The 19,719-nt window shown below is 49.0% G+C and carries 16 protein-coding genes; 7 read left to right on the top strand and 9 right to left on the bottom strand.

From position 1 onward, the window contains the following. Positions 1-2 precede the first annotated feature (2 nt). Positions 3-674, top strand: coding sequence for a DUF3826 domain-containing protein (locus N2K84_RS03610; RefSeq protein ID WP_282590410.1), 672 nt, complete (start codon positions 3-5; stop codon positions 672-674). A gap of 77 nt (positions 675-751) precedes the next feature. Then, positions 752-3,916: a DUF6298 domain-containing protein gene (locus N2K84_RS03605; protein WP_282590409.1), complete on the top strand. Its 3,165-nt coding sequence runs from the start codon at positions 752-754 to the stop codon at positions 3,914-3,916. A 6-nt stretch (positions 3,917-3,922) separates the two neighbouring features. Here N2K84_RS03605 and N2K84_RS03600 read toward each other — a convergent pair whose 3' ends face one another. Beyond that, positions 3,923-4,786: a helix-turn-helix domain-containing protein gene (locus N2K84_RS03600; protein WP_282590408.1), complete on the bottom strand. Its 864-nt coding sequence runs from the start codon at positions 4,784-4,786 to the stop codon at positions 3,923-3,925. Between the two features lie 115 nt (positions 4,787-4,901). On the opposite strand from N2K84_RS03600, the gene N2K84_RS03595 reads away from it, so the two are divergent. Genes N2K84_RS03595 through N2K84_RS03580 form a run of 4 tightly spaced genes read left to right on the top strand, consistent with a single transcriptional unit; the run spans position 4,902 to position 8,498 of the window. Further along, positions 4,902-5,570, top strand: coding sequence for a cobalamin B12-binding domain-containing protein (locus N2K84_RS03595; RefSeq protein WP_282590407.1), 669 nt, complete (start codon positions 4,902-4,904; stop codon positions 5,568-5,570). A 9-nt stretch (positions 5,571-5,579) separates the two neighbouring features. Further along, positions 5,580-6,929 carry a uroporphyrinogen decarboxylase family protein gene (locus tag N2K84_RS03590; RefSeq protein ID WP_282590406.1) on the top strand — a complete coding sequence of 450 codons (1,350 nt, stop codon included), beginning with the start codon at positions 5,580-5,582 and terminating at the stop codon, positions 6,927-6,929. Continuing rightward, on the top strand, positions 6,926-7,825 hold the full coding sequence (locus N2K84_RS03585) for a CobW family GTP-binding protein (protein WP_282590405.1): 900 nt from the start codon (positions 6,926-6,928) through the stop codon (positions 7,823-7,825). Before N2K84_RS03590 ends, N2K84_RS03585 begins: the two co-directional genes overlap by 4 nt. Continuing rightward, positions 7,797-8,498 (top strand): vitamin B12 dependent-methionine synthase activation domain-containing protein, encoded by a 702-nt coding sequence (locus N2K84_RS03580; RefSeq protein ID WP_282590404.1) that lies wholly within the window; start codon positions 7,797-7,799, stop codon positions 8,496-8,498. Before N2K84_RS03585 ends, N2K84_RS03580 begins: the two co-directional genes overlap by 29 nt. A 270-nt stretch (positions 8,499-8,768) precedes the next feature. Here the strand turns inward: N2K84_RS03580 and N2K84_RS03575 are convergent, their stop codons facing one another. The 3 genes from N2K84_RS03575 to N2K84_RS03565 all read right to left on the bottom strand — a co-directional run bounded on the left by N2K84_RS03575 (position 8,769) and on the right by N2K84_RS03565 (position 11,004). Beyond that, positions 8,769-9,473 carry a class I SAM-dependent methyltransferase gene (locus N2K84_RS03575; protein ID WP_282590403.1) on the bottom strand — a complete coding sequence of 235 codons (705 nt, stop codon included), beginning with the start codon at positions 9,471-9,473 and terminating at the stop codon, positions 8,769-8,771. A gap of 572 nt (positions 9,474-10,045) precedes the next feature. After that, complete coding sequence (locus tag N2K84_RS03570) at positions 10,046-10,576, bottom strand: hypothetical protein (RefSeq protein WP_282590402.1); 531 nt, start codon at positions 10,574-10,576, stop codon at positions 10,046-10,048. Between the two features lie 245 nt (positions 10,577-10,821). Then, a complete protein-coding gene (locus N2K84_RS03565) occupies positions 10,822-11,004 on the bottom strand; it encodes a hypothetical protein (RefSeq protein ID WP_282590401.1) in 183 nt (60 codons plus the stop codon). Positions 11,005-11,294: 290 nt separating this feature from the next. Between N2K84_RS03565 and N2K84_RS03560 the strand changes: the two genes are divergently transcribed. Continuing rightward, entirely contained in the window at positions 11,295-11,990 is a 696-nt protein-coding gene (locus N2K84_RS03560; protein ID WP_282590400.1) for a hypothetical protein, read from the top strand. 1,034 nt (positions 11,991-13,024) lie between these two features. On the opposite strand, the gene N2K84_RS03555 is transcribed toward N2K84_RS03560, so the two are convergent. From N2K84_RS03555 to N2K84_RS03535, 5 genes are read right to left on the bottom strand one after another with little or no spacing between them, the layout of a single operon-like run. After that, positions 13,025-14,401 carry a pectate lyase family protein gene (locus N2K84_RS03555; protein WP_282590399.1) on the bottom strand — a complete coding sequence of 459 codons (1,377 nt, stop codon included), beginning with the start codon at positions 14,399-14,401 and terminating at the stop codon, positions 13,025-13,027. A 12-nt stretch (positions 14,402-14,413) separates the two neighbouring features. Further along, positions 14,414-15,874, bottom strand: coding sequence for a DUF1593 domain-containing protein (locus N2K84_RS03550; RefSeq protein ID WP_282590398.1), 1,461 nt, complete (start codon positions 15,872-15,874; stop codon positions 14,414-14,416). A gap of 30 nt (positions 15,875-15,904) precedes the next feature. Then, positions 15,905-17,218, bottom strand: coding sequence for a DUF1593 domain-containing protein (locus N2K84_RS03545; RefSeq protein ID WP_282590397.1), 1,314 nt, complete (start codon positions 17,216-17,218; stop codon positions 15,905-15,907). 16 nt (positions 17,219-17,234) lie between these two features. Continuing rightward, positions 17,235-18,671: a nucleoside hydrolase-like domain-containing protein gene (locus tag N2K84_RS03540; protein ID WP_282590396.1), complete on the bottom strand. Its 1,437-nt coding sequence runs from the start codon at positions 18,669-18,671 to the stop codon at positions 17,235-17,237. 23 nt (positions 18,672-18,694) lie between these two features. Continuing rightward, on the bottom strand, positions 18,695-19,717 hold the full coding sequence (locus tag N2K84_RS03535; RefSeq protein ID WP_282590395.1) for a DUF1593 domain-containing protein: 1,023 nt from the start codon (positions 19,715-19,717) through the stop codon (positions 18,695-18,697). Positions 19,718-19,719: the final 2 nt, after the last annotated feature.

Genomic DNA, 19,719 nt, shown 5'->3' with positions numbered 1-19,719 from the left:
TGATGAATAAAATAGCTTTAACAACAATCGTTCTTTTTCTGTTGATGGTGGGCCAGGTGGCTGCACAAATGGCTTCAACGAAAAAACATGCCGACGAAGCTTACTGGGAAGTGGTAAGCAAGCGGGCCGAAAAAATTGTCAAGGACCTGAATATTCAGGATGAAGCCAAATTTGCCCGGGTACGCGACTTAATTGCCCAGCAATATTACGATTTGAACGGTATTCATGACGGAACCAAAGCAGCCAAGGAACAGCTGAAGAAGCAAATTCAGGACAAGGAAGCCGCTACAGCCAAAATCGAAAAAAATCAAAAAAAGGCAGATAAAGATCTGGCCAAATTGCACAAGCTGTACTTGAAAAACTTGTCCAAAGAGCTGAACGACGAACAAATTGAAGGTGTAAAAAATGGGATGACTTACGGGGTTCTTCCCATTACTTATGGTGGATACCAGGAGATGATCCCCCACCTGACGCAGGAAGAAAAGCAACAAATTTATGACTGGCTGGTGGAAGCCCGCGACCATGCCATGGATGCCGGTTCGTCAGACGAAAAGCACGGCTGGTTCGGAAAGTACAAAGGCCGGATCAACAATTATTTGTCGGCCCGCGGATACGACCTGAAGACGCTGAGTAAAGAATGGGAAGAAAGGGTTCGCGAAGCAAAGAAAAAATAAACGCAGAACTAAAATCTTTGGATTGCAATGGACATGATTGTGCGTTCAATCGTACAACCGATAAAAAAATACTGTTTATGAATCATTCATTCAAAAACAAAAACATCAGCAAAACCTTCGCGTGGAGATACCATGCGAAGGTTTTGTCGTTTTTTCTGCTGTTGCAAGGTTTTGCCTCGACAAATCAGGCACAGCAATCAGTAGTTAAACCATTGAAAATTGCGGGTGGCGAAGTTACCAGTGTGCCCGATTCGCTGGGCAACCGGATACCCGATTTTTCCTATGCGGGATACCAGGCCGGTGAAAAAGCCATCCCGGATGTGCGGGTGAAAGTGGTTGTTCCAATGCGTGAAGGTGATGCTACGGCGGCCATCCAGTCGGCTATCAATTATGTAGCTGGTTTGCCGATCGATGCTGATGGTTTCCGCGGGGCAATATTGCTCGATCGCGGAACGCACAGTGTTTTCGGTAGTCTCACTATTCCTGCCTCGGGCATCGTGTTGCGCGGTTACGGGCAGGGCGAAAACGGAACCGTTTTACTCGGCGCCGGAACCGATCGTGAAACGTTGGTGCAGGTACTCGGGGCTGACAATCGCCGTGAAGAAAAGCCACTGGAAATAACCGATGCTTATGTGCCGGTTGGCGCCTTTTCCTTTTCGGTAGAGGATGGCCACACGCTGAAGGCGGGTGACCAGGTGACGGTTTGGCGCCCTGCCACCAACAACTGGATCGAAATGTTGGGGATGAAGGAATTTGGCGGTGAAACCGGCTGGCTTGGCTGGCGCGAGGGAGACCAGGATATCCGTTGGGACCGTACGGTGGTTTCGGTTGAAGGAACCCGGGTGACCATTGATGCCCCGATAACGACCGCGCTCGATCAGCAAATGGGCGGTGGCAAGCTGGTGCGCTATGAATTGCCCGGACGGATTAGTCAGGTGGGAATTGAAAACCTGACCCTTCGCTCTGCGTACGATCCGGAAAACCCGAAAGATGAAAACCATCGCTGGATGGCCATTACGCTGGAAAATGTGTGTGACGCCTGGGTTCGGCAGGTCACTTTTGAGCATTTTGCAGGTTCGGCAGTGGCGGTTTACGAAAGTGCCCGCCGTGTTACGGTGGAAGATTGCCAGTCGTTAAATCCGGTGTCTGAGATTGGCGGACAGCGACGATACACGTTTTTTGTAACCGGCACCCAAACCTTGGTACAGCGTTGTTATGCCCAATTTGGCTACCACGATTTTGCTGTGGGCGCATGCGCTGCCGGGCCAATCGCTTTTGTGCAGTGCGAATCGCATTTGCCGCATCAGTACAGTGGGACGATTGATAACTGGGCATCGGGCGTGTTGCTGGATATTGTGAATGTTGACGGTCATGCCCTGGGTTTCCCCAATCGTGGGCCCGAAGGGCGCGGTGCGGGCTGGACCGGCGCCAACAGCATGATGTGGCAGTGCTCGGCAGCCCGCATGGACAACCCGGCGCCTCCGGGGGCCATGAATTGGGCGTATGGCGCCTGGTCGTTGTTCAACGGAAATGGTTTCTGGGAAAGCCCCAACAGCCATGTCAATCCGCGCAGCCTTTACTATGCCCAACTGCAAAGCCGTTTAAAGGCCGACCTGACTGACCGCGCGAGTTTGCTGATTGTAGAAACGAACGCCACCAGCAGCCCCACCATTGAGCAGGCTGCAGAACTGACTGTGTTATCGCGTCAACCGGCAATTACTTTGCAGGAATGGATTGCCCGGGCGCCCGAGGTCAATCCCGTTTCTACTGACTTTGCAGGAATAAGAACGATTGATGAGATTGGGGTTCAGCAGGAAAAAGAAAAGGCGTTTGGTTTCCCAATGGGCCTGAAGAACGGTTGGTTAGTTCGGGGAGACCATGTTCTGACAGGTATGCGCCAATCTGTTCCCTGGTGGAGCGGAAATATTCGTCCGAAGGGATTAGCAGGCGCAAAGCCGGCGATAACCCGTTATGTTCCGGGACGGACAGGAACCGGTTATACGGATGATCTGAACCAGCTCACTGACACCATGCTGAAGAATAATCAGATTGGCATGGAGCAGAATTATGCCTTGTGGTACGAGCGCCGCCGCGACGATCACGAGCGTGTACGTCGCATGGATGGCGATGTGTGGCCACCCTTTTATGAGCTTCCTTTTGCCCGCATCGGCCAGGGCCTTGCCTGGGATGGGTTGAGCAAATACGATCTGACCCGATACAATCCCTGGTACTGGATGCGGTTGAAACAGTTTGCCAACCTGGCCGACCAAAAAGGGCTGGTGCTGGTCCATCAAAATTACTTTCAGCACAACATTCTGGAGGCGGGCGCCCATTGGGCCGACTCGCCCTGGCGACCGGTCAACAACATCAACAATACGGGTTTTCCGGAGCCTCCGCCTTACGCAGGTGATAAACGCATTTTTATGGATGAACATTTTTACGATGTGACCCACCCGGTTCGACGGGAACTGCACCGGGCATACATTCGTCAGTGTCTGGAAAACTTCCGGGGAAATACCGGCGTCATTCAGCTAACGAGCGAAGAATATACCGGCCCGCTGCATTTCGTTGAGTTTTGGCTGGATGTGATTGGCGAATGGGAAGCCGAAACCGGCGAACAGGTCATCACCGGTTTGAGCGCCACCAAAGATGTGCAGGATGCTATTCTGGCCGACCCGGTACGCTCCGGCATTGTGGATGTGATTGATATCCGCTATTGGGCATATCGGGCCGACAGTAGTTTGTACGCCCCGCAGGGTGGACAGCATTTGGCTCCGCGCCAGCATGCCCGGCAGGTGAAAACAGGCAAACGTTCGTTTGAGCAGGTTTACCGGGCTGTGAGCGAATACCGGTTGGCCCATCCCGAAAAGGCCGTGATGTATTCCGAAGGGCAGTACACTGCTTTTGGTTGGGCGGTATTTATGGCCGGCGGTTCGCTGGCTCCCATCCCCCAGGTAGAGGACGAAGATTTTCTGGGGAGTGCATCTGCAATGCATCCTGTTGAAAATAATGAGCCCGGCGTTTATACTTTGCAAAACAAAAGTGGCGAGATGATCATCTACCTGGAATCGGGGAAAACATTGGAGCCTGACTTAAAGCCTGCAAAAGGCAATTTTAAGCTGTTCCGTACCGATCCTGCAAATGGAAAACTGATCGGAAAGCCTGAAAAACTGAAAAACGGAAAGCCTGTCAGGTTGGAAAATCCGACCAATAAACCGGTAGTGATCCGGTTGGGAAGGTAAGCCGTTTTAATGCTTGATGCGTTGCCGGTAGGAGCGGGGAGAAATGCCCATTTTTTTCTGAAAGTCTTTCGAAAAGTAATACGGGTCGGTGTATCCCAGCATAAAGGCAATTTGCTTGATTTTAAGTTTGGTCTGGTCCAGGTACTCGCACGACTTAGTGATTTTTAAGTGCGAAAAATAACTGAGCGGACTGTAGTTGGTTTCTTTCCTGAAAATAGTCGACAGGTAAGTAACCGAGTAACCCACTTCATCCGAGATGTCTTGCAGCGACAATTTTTTGTCGATGTTTTGTTCCATAAAGCGGACCATCTTCTGGATGAGTGGGTTTTCTTCTACCTGAATGTCTTCGCTGGTTTTGGAGGCGAAAACAAAAGTGGCCAAAAAGTGGGCAAACGTGAAATTCACGTAGTGCATATTGGCATACAAGTATTTGTTCGACAGATTGTTGAACAACTCGTCGATGAGCATGGTGCGGTTGGCCACCCGGTTGTTGATCGAGGGGACAAGGTCGCGTACCACCGTAAACTCACGTTCCAGTATGGTACTTTTTGAGCCGTTGAACCGGCAGAAAATCAATATCGTAGGATCGGTCGTCCCCGAAGTGATTTTGTAGCTGAACCCATGCGGAATGATGCAAAACTGTTCGGGGGAAAGTTTCACTTCGTCCGAAGCTATTTTTAACGAGCAATTTCCTTTTACACAGTACAGCAGCAGATGGTTCTGAAGCGGCCCAACTTCTTCCAAAACCGAGTGCTTCCCGAACAGCAATTCGGAAAGTTCGCACAAATACAGGTCTCGGGTCAACGGATCGGCCTTGAGGGACTCAATAATAAAAGCCGGCAATTTGATAAACCGCTTTTTGACAATCATTTTTAATGGATTTAAAGCTAAATAAAGTAAGATTTTCCATCTTTTTCAAAAAAAGCACTATTTTTTGTGCTATTGAATGCAGGTAGATTTGTAAATAAAACTAAATCTGAATGTTATGAATGAACTGTTGACCAAATTAGCCGAATGTGTCGAATTCGGTAAAATCAATAAAGCAGCCCCGTTCCCCCCGCAAATGAAAGGACAGGACGGAGCCGACGAGATTACCCGTCAGGCGCTTGATTCGGGTGTTCCGGCCCAGGATATTTTAGGTGAGGGGCTCATGCCGGGCATGGAACGGGTAGGCATCAAATTCCGTGAAAATAAAGTGTTTGTACCCCAGGTACTCATGTCGGCCAAAGCAATGAGCACGGCGATGGTACACCTGAAACCGTATTTTGCTTCGGGCGAGGCCAAGCAGAAAGGCACTTTCATTATTGGAACGGTGCAGGGCGATTTGCACGATATCGGCAAAAACCTGGTGGCCATGATGGTGGAAGGAAACGGGTACAAAGTGGTGGATTTGGGCACCGATTGCCCGGCTGAAAAATACCTTGCCGCCATCCGGGAAAACCCCGGTGCCGTGATCGGTTTATCGGCCTTGCTAACGACCACCATGACAAGCATGGAGAAAATTACCCGGGAAATAAAGAACGCTTTCCCCGAAACGCTGGTAGCTGTTGGCGGCGCCCCGGTAAACGACGATTTCCGACTGAAAATAGGCGCCGATGTGTATGCGCCTGACCCGCAGGGAGTGGTTGAATTTCTGAATACTAAAATTGCCTGATACTGCGAAATGAACGGATTACAACTACTTGAAAAAGCGTTTCGGCTGGAGCAGACCGAACGCGCTCCCTGGGTGCCTTTTGTGGGGGTTCACGGGGGAAAACTGATTGGCCTCGATGCCGAAACCTATCTGAAAGATCCCCGCGCTATTGTGGAAGGGATCAGCAAAGCAGTGGAGCTTTACCAACCGGATGGCATTCCGGTTGTGTTTGATTTGCAGATTGAAGCCGAAATTTTAGGCTGCAAGTTGGCTTGGAGCAAGGAAAATCCTCCGGCGGTTGTTTCGCACCCGCTGGTGGAAGGTGTCGAATTGAGTTCGCTAAGCCTGCCAACGGAACAGGACGGCCGCTTGCCCGTGGAGCTGGAGGCTACAGCTGCTTTGCGGAAGAAATACCCCGACCTGGCGTTGTACGGATTGATTACCGGGCCGTTTACGCTGGCCCTTCACCTGCTGGGTACCGAGGTGTTCATGAAATTGTTTGAAGACCCCGATTATGTGAATGAACTCATGGAGTTTTGTACACAGGTGGGCATTCGCCATGCGGAAATGTTGCTCGATGCCGGCTGCGACGTGATCGCCGTGGTTGACCCCATGACCAGCCAGATCGATCCCATGTCGTTCGAAACGTTTGTGAGCCCCTCTGCTAAAAAAATCTTCGATTTTGTTCGTTCCAAAAACAAATACAGCTCTTTCTTTGTGTGCGGCCATGCCCAGCAAAACATCGAAGTGATGTGCGATTGCCGTCCCGACAATATCTCGATTGACGAAAATATCCCGCTCGATTTTGTCAAAGATATTGCACTTACCAAGGGGATCAGCTTTGGCGGAAACCTGAAACTGACCAGCGTATTGTTGCTGGGCAACGAGCTGGATTCGAAAAAAGAGGCCGTCAACTGTCTCGACCTGGGCGGCGACCGCGGATTTATCCTGGCGCCCGGCTGCGACTTGCCCATGGATACGCCGGTTGAAAACCTGCAAGCCGTTACCGAGCTGGTTTACGACGATTACGCACGCCAGGTGACCCGCGAGATGGAGCACAGTTCTTCGCTGCAACCACTGAGCCTCGACGGGCATTTTGTGGATGGGAAGGTGATCATTGACATCATCACCCTCGACTCTTCATCGTGTGCCCCCTGCCAGTATATGGTGGAAGCCGTGAAGCAGGCGGCAGCCGGGTTTGACGACAAGGTTGCGGTAACCGAGTATAAAATCAAAGAGGTGGATGGTATCCGGATGATGCTGGCCCTGGGTGTGCAAAATGTGCCAACCACCTGCATCAATGGCAACGTAGCTTTTATCAGCCAGATACCGCCCAAATCAGCTATCGTGAAAGCCATCGAAAATGCCCTGAACGCATGAGCATTCCCCTGCATCTGGTAACCGGTTTTTTGGGAAGCGGAAAGTCTTCGTTCCTCGATCATTTTATTCGGACCCATAGTGGCAAAAGCAAAATCGCCATTATTCAGAATGAATTTTCATCGGTGAATGTTGATGGGCGAAGGCTTCGGACTGGGGCGGGTTACGATTTGCTGGAAATTAACAACGGTTCGGTGTTTTGCGTCTGCCTGCTGGGATCGTTTATCGATTCGCTGGCTGAGTTTGCCGCAAAACACCAGCCTGATTTGTTGCTGATGGAAGCTTCCGGCTTATCCGACCCCATTGGGGTGGGGCAGGTTTTTCAGTCGGGAAAGCTGAAGGGGAAAGTTTACCTGGAGCACGTGTGGTGTTTGGTTGATGCCGTCAATTTCGACCGTATCCCGGCCCTGAAACTTCGGTTCGAACACCAGTTGCGGTCGGCCGATACCATTGTGGTGAATAAAGCGGATTTGGTGGGTGATAAGCTGGCTGAAATTGTGGCACAGGTGAAAAGCGTGAACCCTTTTGCGCGGGTTGTCTCAACCAGTTACGGCGTGGTCGATCCGGCAGGCGCCAAACGTGCCTTAAACCTGTTTCCTCAGGAAGATCCATTGGGGCGCCCCGATATTCAGTCGGTGGTCATTCGGAGCAACCGCGAAATTAGTCCCGAAAAGTTGCACGAATTTGTGGCTCGCATCCGTCAAAATTGTTTTCGTTGCAAAGGATTCGTTAAATTGGAGGGCGGAAACTTTGTTTTTGCGCAGGGCGTTTTTTCGGATTTTACGACTGAAACGGTACCGGCCTTCACGGGCCCTACCGAACTGGTGTTGATCGGAATTTTTGAACAGGCAGAAAATCTGCAAATTACCTATGATGAATATTGCCGACGTGATTTTTGAACAGACCTACCGGTTTGACGAGCTGACCATCGATTTGGATCAGCTGTCCCGCGATTTGGGTTATGAATTCGACGATCTTCCGGAGCCTTTTGCCGGTTATCTGGAGCAGGTTGTGGACGATTGCCGCCATCTGACGGACATTTGCGGAACTTACCGTTTGATGGACTGTGTGCATTCCGGAGACGGGGCACGCACAGTAATGGCCGGAAATGTGGAGTTTAAAGTTGGCAAAACGATTGCCAATGAATTGTTGCGGGCCGAAAAACTGGCTGTTTTTGTATGCACAGCCGGAAAAACCATCAGCGAGAAATCGGCCGTTTTTCTGAAAGGCGACGATCCCGTGTTGGGCTATGTGTACGACATCATGGGCAGCGCCATTACCGAAGCTGTGGGCGATGAAATCCAACAAGTAATCAGCCGGGAAGTCAGCCTGTTGGGCGAGAAAATAACCAACCGCTACAGCCCGGGATATTGCCACTGGAACGTGGCCGACCAGCACAAATTGTTTTCGCTGTTTCCGGCAGCGCCCTGCGGGGTTACCCTTACCGCTTCGGCGCTGATGCATCCGGTAAAATCCATCAGCGGGGTGATCGGTATCGGGAAGAACGTCGTTTTCAGGCATTACCAGTGCGATTTGTGCAACATGCCCAATTGTGTTTACCGCGGAAAATAAGGCAGGGGTGGTGCGATTTTTAATCGCGCATCAAAAACTGGCGATTTTTAATCGCACAATTTAAAAAACCGGCGATTACAAATCGCCGCACCCGAACGTCTTGTCCTCCTTTTCCCGTCATTCCGGCGAAGGCCGCCTGCCTGTTGGCAGACAGGGAATCCGTGCCGGACAGGTAATCCTTTTTTGCAGGCGCATGGCTTATTTTGTCGTTACAAACGACCGGAAGCTTACCTCTCGTCGCCGCTTAGCTAAGTCGAGGGTGAGTTTGAGTTATTTCTCATCGTTATTGGCGTTTAATTTAGCTTTAAAATACAGCAAAGTGCCGTTTTCATGAGGAAATGGCTCAAAATCGAAATTTCTATTCTCAAACAGTACTTTTAAATCATCAAGCGTATAAAGTGTCCCATGAATTATTGCCTTTGATTTTTTCCTCTCTGGAATTGGTACACTACAATAAAATATTCCGTTTGGTTTTAGAATTCTTTGCAGTTCTGAAAGAAATTTGTCAATACTCTGAAAGAAATTTAATGATAAATTACAAACTGCAATATCGAACGTATTGTCTTGAAAAGGTGTCTCGCATGCATCTGCACAATAAAGTTCAACTATTTTAAATCCATATTGGTCAAATTTCTTTTTGGCTAAACGAAGAAGACCTGAACTGATGTCAACACCTGCATAGCTATTTCTTTTATTTAAAAATTTGATTGCATCTCCACTTCCTGAAGCAAATTCAATTATTACTTTATCGGATACATTTTCAAATATTTCTCCCAAAATTTTATAATGCTCTTCAATGGATGAATTAAATTTTTTTGGGAAAACGGATTTTTCCATAATCCAATCATAGAGAAAAGAAAATAAATCTCCCAGCCATGGTTTATTCTTTATCGGTCTATTGCTATTATCAAGTAAAAAATTAATTCCATTTTTCTTGGTAATCTTAACAGAGTCTTTAATTATTATTTTATCCATTGTACTTCATTTTTTTAATTTGCACCAAACGTTTCTGTATCCTAATTTGGCTACCCTACGTTTGAGCGAAGCGGTAACGAGGGGTTCGGTGTCTTGAGTTTAAGGGTGGTGCGATTTTTAATCGCACAATTTTAAAAACTGGCGATTACAAATCGCCGCACCCGAACGTCTTGTCCTTCTTTTCCCGTCATTCCGGCGAAGGCCGCCTGCCTGTTGGCAGACAGGGAACCTGTGCCGGACAGGTAATCCTTTTTTTGCGAACGCATGGCTTGTTTTGTCGTTACAAACGACCGGAAGCTTAACCCTTGTCACCGCTTCGCTAAGATGAGGGGGAGTTTGGAGCCGCTCCCGAATGGGGGGATGGGCAATTGCCCAAAGCCCGATTCTGGGTACGACCATTACCCGGGAACGATTACGGAAGAGAGGTTATCAGGCGTTGCTCCCGTATTACGAGAAAATTGCTCCACATCTTAATGAACCGCTGTATACGAGACCCGTACGTACAGTGGAGTGAGAGGCTCTCCCCGTCAGTGTTCACTGGCGGGGCAGTCTACTCGATTATGCACTGCCATTTATTTTATTTCAATTTTTTCGTTATTGTCTGTCAGAAACTCAATCAATTCAAGAAAAGCATCAATTGGAGCAGTCCCAAAATCTACTGTTATTTCCTCTATTCCATCCGATTTTTGAATCATTGAACAATTGTGAATTGAATTACTATATTCAGTCTGTCGAGACTCTTCAATATCAATCCATTTCTCAATCCACGGTATCAATTTATTTATATCAATTTTGTCAGTGATGATTTTACAATTGTCCCAACAGAAAGGATTTACCTCAATTTTCGAATTGCTTATTATATTTTTAATTGTCTCGTAATCAAGAATTGAGTCAAGCTGCAAGGCGTTTATTCTATTGACTTTTTCGTCATCTTTGAATATGAAATCAACTCTTATTAAATTGAAAGGATGTTTTAATTCCTCTTCTCCAGTTTCAATTAAAAGTTCTACGGCAAATTGAGTTTTGTCTTTCTTTAAGTAGTCAATGCCTTTTCGAAAAAAATCCAAATACCTATTTCTTTCAGTTTTAATCGTGTCTATCATTTCTTTGTATTCATGGTTGTGCACAACGTCTTAATAAGTTTATAACTAAAGATACTTCCGCTTTGTCAGCTTAAGTATGTAATATATTGTACCGGTTCGGGTGTGTAACTTAATTGGGTAATTGCCTGTACCGCTTTTTCCGCCCCTAAATTTATCACAATCCATTCAAAAAATGTTCTGTTAATCACCGGAAATGCACGAAAGTTTTTAACAACGTCAACCGGAACCATAAAAAATCGGTTGGTTTAGGCCATTATATCGTTGGTTAGGGCATTCACTTTTCTGGTTGAGGCGTTCCCGGCGTTGGTAGCCTCATGCTCTTCTTCGGTAGGGGTAATCTCTTCTCTGGTAACCTCATTTTCTTCTCTGGTAGAGGCATCCTCCTCTCTGGTAACCTCATTCTCCTCTCTGGTAGAGGCATTCTCCATTCTGGTAAGCTCATTCCCCTTCATTTTGAGGTAAAAAGTGCTGATTTTAGCTAATAAAGATCAAAAAACCGGAGAATATGGCATTTTGGTGCTTACCGAGGGCAGTTTTCGACAAAAACAGGCAGTCATGCGGCTCTGAGATGGATGAACAAGCCATTTTTCATCATTCAGCCATAAAAATAAAAAAATTCCGCTCAGAGTCGAAAAACATAATATCAGTGTTGCATTTTAATTCAAAGTAGCCTAATTTGTACATAATTAATTCAATCATCAACCAATTTCATTGTAACATGACGACAAATTTCAATTTTAGCTTTGGAGACCTTATCCAACGCGCCGACCGTGTTGACACGCTCCTGCAACGCGATGCCGAACAGTTTTCGGGCATCGGCTACGATGGCGATTTTCGCGCCAGTCTGAAGGATAAAACGACTGTTTTCCGCGCCCTTCCGTCGGACGACTACTGGCAGGGACAGCAGATGCTGAAAACCGAGGACAAGAAAAGGCTGTTGAGCGAGCTTACCGCCCAGCTGGTCGATCTGCGTTTTCGCGCCAAGCTGGCCCTGGGCGAACGCTCGGTGGAATACCGTTCGCTGCGTTTCGCCAAGCTGAAAGACATCAAGGAGCAAGACCTGATCATTTATGCTGAGCATGTCACCAAAACCTGCCGGGAAATGCTGTCTAAACTGGCCCTGCGAAATGTGACCGAAGAGATGCTGGCGACGATCGACACCACGGCGCAGCAGCTCGACACGGCCATCGACGAGCAAAGGAAAATGATCTCGATGCGCGAAGGCAAAACCTTTGAGCGCGAAGAAAAGGCCAACGAAATATACAGTCTGATTTCGGAAGTATGCGAGGTGGGCAAAAAGATTTGGGAAGATGTTAATCAGGCGCATTACCACGACTACGTGATTTACGGCTCGAAAGAGAAGATTGAGGACGAAGAGGAAGTGGTGGAAGAAGATACGGAAGCGGCTGAATAAGCCGAACGGGTTGACTAACCAAAAAGAGGCTGCCTCACAGTGTATTGAGATCCCGAAACATGTTCGTGGTGACTTGGTACAGGACTTTTGAGGTAGCCTCTTCTATGTTCAACGGTGTGGTGTGGAGCCTCGGCAACGGGATGGGTAATCCTCTTTTTACGAACGCATGGTTCGTTTTGTCGTTAAAAACGACCAGCAGCTTACTCCTCGTTACCGCTTCGCTCAAACGAGGAGGAGGCGGGGTTGCTTTTTTCTTCTACCCATATTATGTCCCTACGGGACTGTCCCATAGGGACAACATGTTGGTAGAAAATATGTTAATAATTACAACAGAGTCCCGTAGGGACTTTATATCTTCTTTACCGGACATCAATGTAAAAAAACCTTATTTTATTAATTTAACCTTAGTAGCAATCGATTAACGTAATGACTACAACCTTATTTACCTTATTTGATGAAGATTGAATACAACAATTTATACACTCATTTTATTTTTACAACCTTTGGGCGAAACCGGATTATTCCTGAAAAAAACCGCGTGAGAATTCCTTTATGATCCAGCCCGAGCACCATAAAAAACAGAGCTTCTCTGAAGAATATGAACGGTTTCTGAAGCATTATCAGGATACCCTCAAGAAATAAGGTTTATAAGGTGGGAGGGGGATTCGTTCTCAATGAGCTACTAAGGTGAGAAAAGAAAATAAGGTTTTTTGAACAGGGGAACGCTAATCCCCACTAGTAGATCAATTGATCCCTGAATAAGCCGAACGGGTTGACTAACCAAAAAGAGGCTGCCTCTCAGTGTATTGAGATCCCGAAACAAGTACGGGATGACTTGGTACAGGACTTTTGAGGTAGCCTATGTTCAACGGTGTGGTGTGGAGCCTCGGCAACGGGATGGGTAATCCTCTTTTTACGAACGCATGGTTCGTTTTGTCGTTAAAAACGACTAGCAGCTTACTCCTCGTTACCAGTTCGCTCAAACGAGGAGGCGGCGGGGAGACTACTCACTTTCATGAAAACCTGGTTTCGTTTCAGTAAATGCTGTTTATGTATTTCTCCAGCATGGTGTAGCCATCCTCCGCAAGCTTATTTCTGTCAGACGGATTATTCGGGTCCAGTTCGTGCTTTGTTTCCCAGTCATCCGGCATACCATCGTGATCGGAATCTGTTGGGGCAGGCAAACTTTTCAGCTCGGGCCAGCCGCCAACATCTTGTTGCGAGTCGATGATCCCGCTTGCTTTTGAAACGCCGGAGCTTTCACCTTCTTTTTTGTAGGTGTTGCCTTCGTAAGTAGCAAAACCGCGCCTGGTCTCTTCAACAATCCGGGAATCCACCGGATCTCTTTTGGGCAGTATGGCGCCTGCTTTTTCCAGAACAAGTTTAAAGGCTTCTTCGGCTGTTTGTTGCTGAATGGGCATGGATGGCCAGGGATCGTCAAGTTTAATTTTTTCGAAGGAAATTTTCGTTTGTACCCCGCCATTCCAGTTATCACCCGAGACCTCGCTATTCCCCTCCACAACATTGCCTGCAATATGCCATTTGCCGTAATCGGTTTCACTTCTGAATGACGGATTCGCCACGCGGTAAGATAGCTCGCCGGTTCGTGTTGCCGGTCCGGGTTTGTAATAGTTATTAACCAGGTTGAATTCCGAAAAGTTGAACTTGTCGTTTCCAACTTGTTGGGCCTCGCCGCCATAACAGCTGTTGAACCCCCAGTTGTAAATGACATTGTTCCTGGAGTCGGTATAACCGGAGCCCGATGCCATGCGTGGATTCCGGCTGCTGTGATGCGCCAGCAGGTTGTGGTGGTAGGTGCTGTGATTACTGCCCCAGATACCGCCAAACCCGTGCGAGCCTTTTACATGGTTCGATCCGTACAGGCTTTCCGAAATTAAGCACCACTGAACTGTTACGCTGTCGCAATGGTAAATCGACATGGTTTCATCGATGCTCCAGCTTGCCGACAGATGGTCCAGTATCATGTGCTTTCTGTATCTGCTGGAAACGGCATCGTAATCCTTGCCGGAAACATCGCCGGGCCGCACCCGGATGTATCGGATGATGACATGGTCGGCATCAATTTGCAGGGGATGGTTTTTGAGACAAATGCCATCGCCGGGCGCGGTCTGGCCTGCAATGGTAATGAACGGGTTCCGGATGGTTATCGGGCTTTCAAGTTCCATGTTGCCGGAAACCCTGAAAACTACGGTTCGGGGACCGGAGGCTTCCACCGCGGCTCGCAGGCTACCTTCTCCGCTGTCCTGCAAGTTGGTCACCTCGTAAACCACCCCGCCTCTTCCTCCTTTGGCATATTTACCATACCCTTCGGCGGTTGGAAATGCCAATTGCTGGGCGTAATTGCATAGGGTCAGAAAAATGAATGCAATGCTGATTGCTGATTTTTTCATGTTGGATGTGCTTTAAGGTTCAATTTGAATGATGATCCGTTGATATCGGCTTAATGCCGGGCTACCGTTATCTTCCACTTCGCAAACGATGTGAATGGTTTGGCCGGCCTCGGCATCGGAAGGAACGGTAAATGAGCTTTCCCGTTCGTTCGGGGTTTCAATCACAACATTTCCGGGATAAGTATCGGCTTCGGTGTATTGCCACCACGAATAACTGAGTTCATCTCCATCGGGATCGGTTGTTCCTTTGGCGCTCAGTTGAATGGTGCTTCCGGGTTTTGCTGTGATGTCCAAAGCAGTGTTCAATTTTACAATAGGCGGATGGTTTGCTTCCTCAAAGGATTTTACACACCAGTCGGCCCGTGCTGCAAAATCGTTTTGGATAGCATCAATCCAGCGCCACTGGGGTTTGAGGTACTCGGTAAGTTCCTTGTCGTTTTCGATATTCTTTCGCAGGCGTTCGCGTCCCCAGGCCGTACGTGTGTACCATCTACCTTCGGGATATTGGTAGCCCGGCTCCGACACCGGATCGAGCCAGGTATTGTCGCGTACCCGCACGAAGCGTCCACCCCATCCGCCCCAATCCGGAGACACTTCGTTACGCAAGCCGTTTGGGATGACGTGCAGGAAAGCAGGTGTATCGCCCTCGGACCGGAAACGCCCATCATCATGTGCCTCATACAAGGCAAGCAGGGGACCGCGGTCTTGCAGGAGGTTTCGATTCATCCATTCGGCAGAAAAGTAATGCTTCATTTTCTTCGGGATATCCTTTCTCTGATTGTCGTACGCGAAGGCGATAAACTGATCGGAAATAATCGTTGGTATTCCAAACTTGCTCCAATGCGGGCGGATGTACCTTTGATAGGTATCGTCCTGCTCCCAGATCAAATACAACCGGATCTTTTGTGCCACTTCTTCTATCCTGTCCGGGTGCTCTTCTTCTATGGTTTTCAAGGCACGGGCGATGGTGTTGGTTCCTCCCCAAGCCTGGAGCCAGATCGGGCGCGAATCGGAATCGTCGAGCAATACCTCAACGATTCGTTGTGACCCGGGCGTTACCTCGTCCATTTCTCCCTCTGCGATTATATTACCGACATAGGTGCGTGATCGCAGGAATTGAGCCATGGGATAACGAGGATCGTGCTTGATAAGATTCGGATGGACTTGGGCATAGGCGTCAAGGAACGGATTGACCCAGTCATCGCCGGCCCACACTCTGGATCCGTGCCAATGATATTGGGAGCTCGACAGGATAATTCCCTCGATATCAAATTCGTTGGCGTAAAGCAGGAACCGAACCATCGAGCATCGGTCGTCAATTTCCCCGTCGCTTGTAACAATAATTCGCGGTTTGTTAGCATGCTGCACCTGGTTGACGGCATGGCTGCACGAACTGGTCCAGGCAAATAAGATGACCAGCAAATTAAAGACTGTTAATTTGCGTAAGGTACGGGTTGCTGTTGTTTGATTCATGTTGGTTACGTTTATTGGTTTTGTTTGTGTTTACTTCGAAGCAGGCTGGCAGCGCCGCATTCTTCGGGCAAAATCGCGGAGATAGTCTTCGCGCCATTGGCTGACGGTTTTCGCGCCGATGTGCGGGCCTTCGCGCCACTCCATCCGGGGATCGTCGGTGTACCAGTTCGGAAACTTTTCGGAGGGTTGGCTGGCCAGCCAGGGAGGTGTGGTCACCGCGGTTACCTGCCCCGTTTGACCGTTCAGCTCAGGCACATTGCTTTCGATTTCGAACCGAAATACCTTGGCCCCTTTGGGCGAAAAACGAAAGCGCATGGTGCCGTCGTTGCTGATGGTTCCGGGCAGGGCCTGGTTTTCTACTTTCAGACAGGCTTCCGGCCCGGAGGGCAATTGATTGGGTAGGGGCAATGCCAGTTCCATGACGGTAAACTCGGCAATGGTGTCGTTCGATTCGGGCATTCGGTTAAATATCCGGTAGGGACGTTCCCAGGCGCGGGTGTATTGCCCGCCCCAGTTGGGGATGGTCGGGTCTTCCGGATCGGAACTGTTCAGCAACCAAGCCAGCGAGGGCGTGTCGCCCATTTTGATGGTGCCTCCCAGTTGGGTCATGAAAAAGTCGGCCATAGCACCGCGCCCATCGATGTATTTTGCCGGAAAGGCGGTGTTGCTCCATTCGTCCGACTGGTTTCCGCCGGTAAACCAGCCCCGGTAAGTGGCGTTCGACTCGATGATCCACAACCCGGGAAAGTTGTCGGCCAGGTATTGGAAAGCGTCGGGGCCCCACTTTTTATTCGGGCCACCGATGTAATACACGCGCAGCTTCGGTAAAATATCGGGAGCATCGTGCAGGGCCTGCGCCAAATCTTCAATACCGCCCCAAATCAGCACGAACAAGGGGCGCGGGTCGTCGCGGCGCGCACACTCGATGATCCAGTCCGAGCCTTCGGTCCGTTCGCTGAAGCCTTGATAGGGTGCGCTTTCAACGCCGCCTTGTTTGGTGATTTTTCGCAGCGCATCGGGCGCAGGATACCGGTTCGACCATTGTTTCAGGTTGGGATAATCTTTTTCATAGGCATCAATTACCTGGAGAATGTGTTCCTTTCTCCCCGGTCCGAAGGGCGATGAGATCAGCCCTTCCAGGTCGATGGTGTCGGCATATAGCAGCAGGTGTACCATCGACTGAAAATCGTCGGGATCGGTTCCGCCAATATCGGTCGAAACGATGACCCGATACGGCTTTTCAGTTCCCCTATTCGTTGTGGTTCCCTCTTTTGTTGCTTTTAAGCCACATGAAATGACTACCAGCGAAATCAGGACAAAGAAAAAACTTGAAGATTTTTGCATGATGCGCATAATAATTTTATTTAACGGTGACGATTACACGTTGATATCGGGTAAGCCGGGGCGATCCGTGGTCGGTAACTGCCAGGATGATGTGGATTGTCCCGGTTCCCGGTGGCATCACCCGCTGGGTGGGTACTGCAAACCACGCTTCGGGCTGGTCGAAATTTTTAATCTCGATGGGCTGGCCGCTTCGGGCGTTCGAAACGGGAAACGAACCGGCTTCGGCATAGCAAAACCAGTGATACGACAGCGCGTCTCCGTCAGGGTCAGTTGAGCTTTTTGCACTCAGGTTGATTCGCTCGCCGGATTTGGCTGTCAAATGTTCGTCGTGATCGAGTTTCACAACCGGAGGGTGGTTCGCTTTTTCAGGGGGAAGGATTGTCCAGTCCATGCGGGCGGCAAAGTCGTTTTGATAAGCTTCGCGCCACCGCCAGATGGTTTCGTGGTTGCCATCGTGCCAGCGACCGTCAATGCCTAGCACTTCGTCGTCGGCATCGCTCCAAATGGGTCGGGTTTCGGGTTCCATGTGCCATTTTTGCATGCGTGGGGTGTACCGTTCGTAGCGGCCTCCCCATCCTCCCCAATTCGGGTGTTCCGGGTCACTCAGCCCATTGTTGATCAGGTTGAGGAACGAAGGGGTGTCGCCTTCCATTAAGAAATCCCAACGCGGGTACTGTGCGCCAAGAGGACCTTTTCTACGAATGTTCCGATCGAGCCATTCGTTGGTTACCAGCGTGAAGTCGGCGCCATCGCAACGGGCATGAAAGTAATCGCCGCTGATGCCGCTCCAGGTGGCGTGATGGTAGGCGCCGCCAGCGTTAAACCCGGGACTGACGATGTAGAACAAATCCGGGAACTCTTTGCGAATCCAGGGGCCGCTGTCGTCCTGGTCGGAAATGGTATATACGCGAAGTTTAGAAACAAAAGCAGCTAATTCATCTTTTGAACGTGTTTCCCTGACTTTCCAAAGCGCCTGGGCCAGTACATTGGGGCCACCCCAAACGGTAACCCAGAGAGGACGCGCATCCTGGCGGTCAACGGCTGCAATCAGCGCTTCCGAGGCGGGAGAGTCTTTGCCTTCACCAACGGCCAGCATGCCGTATTCGGGCCACCCTTCGGTAATTTTAGAACGAACCAAATCGGCTGTCGGGAATCCGGGCTCATGTTGTTCCAGCTTGTCGCGCACTTCGGTATAGGCTTCCACGATTTCACGAATTCGCCAGGTGGCCACCTGGTTTTTCTGATGAATGGAGGTGGTGGCTGCCAGTCCTTCTATATCCCACTGGTTGGCATAAACCAGAAACCGAACCATCGACATGGCATCGTCCGGCTCGTTTTCGATATCGGTGAGGACAAAAACGCGTGGCTTGTCTGCTGCAGCTGCAGGGATAAAAGACAATGTCAGGAATGTACAAAGAATATTGAGTAATAAGCTTTTTTTTAAAAGTATCATTCTATTGGTTTTTTTATGGTTAATCATCTTATACACCAATCAGCACGTTCCTGAAATTCTGTTTGGAAGTCGTTCTTCCACCTGGAGATAGTTGATTCGCCAGTCCCATCAACGTAATGATTCGTTGAGCCTTTGCGAACATATTGTCCGCCCCAACTGGGCTGCGTGGGATCTTCAGGATTGTTGATTCCCCGGTTAGCGCTAACCAGGTACAGGAACGAAGGTGAATCCCCTTCAATCACTCCAGGACCTGCTATTGCTTTGGGTGGGTAAATGGCACAGAGAGGCCCATGGTTGTTGATGATATTTTCTTCGGCCCACTCCTTGCTACCGCTTCGAAACATACCCTGGTAAGTCTTCTTCGACTCAATGATAAACAAATCAGGAAATTCATTCATGAGCCACTCATGAGTTGCATCCTGGCAGGCAATCAGAAAAACGCGAAGTTTGCTGATAAAGACCTTGAGCTCTTCTTCGCTGCGTGTGTTTCTCACATCCCAAATGGCCTGTGCAATCTCTCGAGGACCTCCCCATACACTGATCCATAAAGGTCGTGGATCGGGTTTATCCGCTGCTGCAATGATCGCATTCGAAGCCTCACTGTCCAGGCCTTTACCAATAATTTCGCTGCTTGGTTGTTTTCCACAACCCCATTTGATTTTAATTCCATTATTATTCCCCTTACCCTCATAGGTGACAGCACGTAAGGCATCAGCAGTCGGATATTTGAGATCATGTTTTCTCAGGTTCTCGTCCACCTTGTCGTATTCGTCAAGCGCGGCCAGCATATTTTTCTTTTCAGCTACCATGCCGTAAGTTCCTGCCGATACAATCAATCCCTCGACATCAAATTCATTGGAATAAAGCAGGAAACGGACGATCGACTGCACATCATCCGGGTCGCTATTGGTCACTGGAAAGGGTGGAAAATCAGATGAGATGATTATACGATAAGGCTTACTGGTGATCGATTCCTGGGCGACCAAGTGCTGATGTGACAAAGATGCAAATAGAGACGGAATTATTATTTTCAAATAGAAATTCATAT

Origin of the sequence: Gaoshiqia sediminis (assembly GCF_025907915.1) — a bacterium.
GTDB lineage: Bacteria > Bacteroidota > Bacteroidia > Bacteroidales > Prolixibacteraceae > Gaoshiqia > Gaoshiqia sediminis.
Note: the sequence above shows the minus strand (reverse complement) of the source record. Positions and strands in the feature narration are given on the sequence as shown.

Excerpts from the sequence above, each read along its gene's own strand:
- N2K84_RS03600 (WP_282590408.1), bottom strand. The coding sequence starts at position 4,786 with ATGATTGTCAAAAAGCGGTTTATCAAATTGCCGGCTTTTATTATTGAG.
- N2K84_RS03565 (WP_282590401.1), bottom strand. The coding sequence starts at position 11,004 with ATGGAGAATGCCTCTACCAGAGAGGAGAATGAGGTTACCAGAGAGGAG.
- N2K84_RS03570 (WP_282590402.1), bottom strand. The coding sequence starts at position 10,576 with ATGATAGACACGATTAAAACTGAAAGAAATAGGTATTTGGATTTTTTT.
- N2K84_RS03605 (WP_282590409.1), top strand. The coding sequence starts at position 752 with ATGAATCATTCATTCAAAAACAAAAACATCAGCAAAACCTTCGCGTGG.
- N2K84_RS03535 (WP_282590395.1), bottom strand. The coding sequence starts at position 19,717 with ATGAATTTCTATTTGAAAATAATAATTCCGTCTCTATTTGCATCTTTG.
- N2K84_RS03585 (WP_282590405.1), top strand. The coding sequence starts at position 6,926 with ATGAGCATTCCCCTGCATCTGGTAACCGGTTTTTTGGGAAGCGGAAAG.
- N2K84_RS03540 (WP_282590396.1), bottom strand. The coding sequence starts at position 18,671 with ATGATACTTTTAAAAAAAAGCTTATTACTCAATATTCTTTGTACATTC.
- N2K84_RS03545 (WP_282590397.1), bottom strand. The coding sequence starts at position 17,218 with ATGCAAAAATCTTCAAGTTTTTTCTTTGTCCTGATTTCGCTGGTAGTC.
- N2K84_RS03590 (WP_282590406.1), top strand. The coding sequence starts at position 5,580 with ATGAACGGATTACAACTACTTGAAAAAGCGTTTCGGCTGGAGCAGACC.
- N2K84_RS03595 (WP_282590407.1), top strand. The coding sequence starts at position 4,902 with ATGAATGAACTGTTGACCAAATTAGCCGAATGTGTCGAATTCGGTAAA.
- N2K84_RS03555 (WP_282590399.1), bottom strand. The coding sequence starts at position 14,401 with ATGAAAAAATCAGCAATCAGCATTGCATTCATTTTTCTGACCCTATGC.
- N2K84_RS03580 (WP_282590404.1), top strand. The coding sequence starts at position 7,797 with ATGATGAATATTGCCGACGTGATTTTTGAACAGACCTACCGGTTTGAC.
- N2K84_RS03610 (WP_282590410.1), top strand. The coding sequence starts at position 3 with ATGAATAAAATAGCTTTAACAACAATCGTTCTTTTTCTGTTGATGGTG.
- N2K84_RS03550 (WP_282590398.1), bottom strand. The coding sequence starts at position 15,874 with ATGAATCAAACAACAGCAACCCGTACCTTACGCAAATTAACAGTCTTT.
- N2K84_RS03575 (WP_282590403.1), bottom strand. The coding sequence starts at position 9,473 with ATGGATAAAATAATAATTAAAGACTCTGTTAAGATTACCAAGAAAAAT.
- N2K84_RS03560 (WP_282590400.1), top strand. The coding sequence starts at position 11,295 with ATGACGACAAATTTCAATTTTAGCTTTGGAGACCTTATCCAACGCGCC.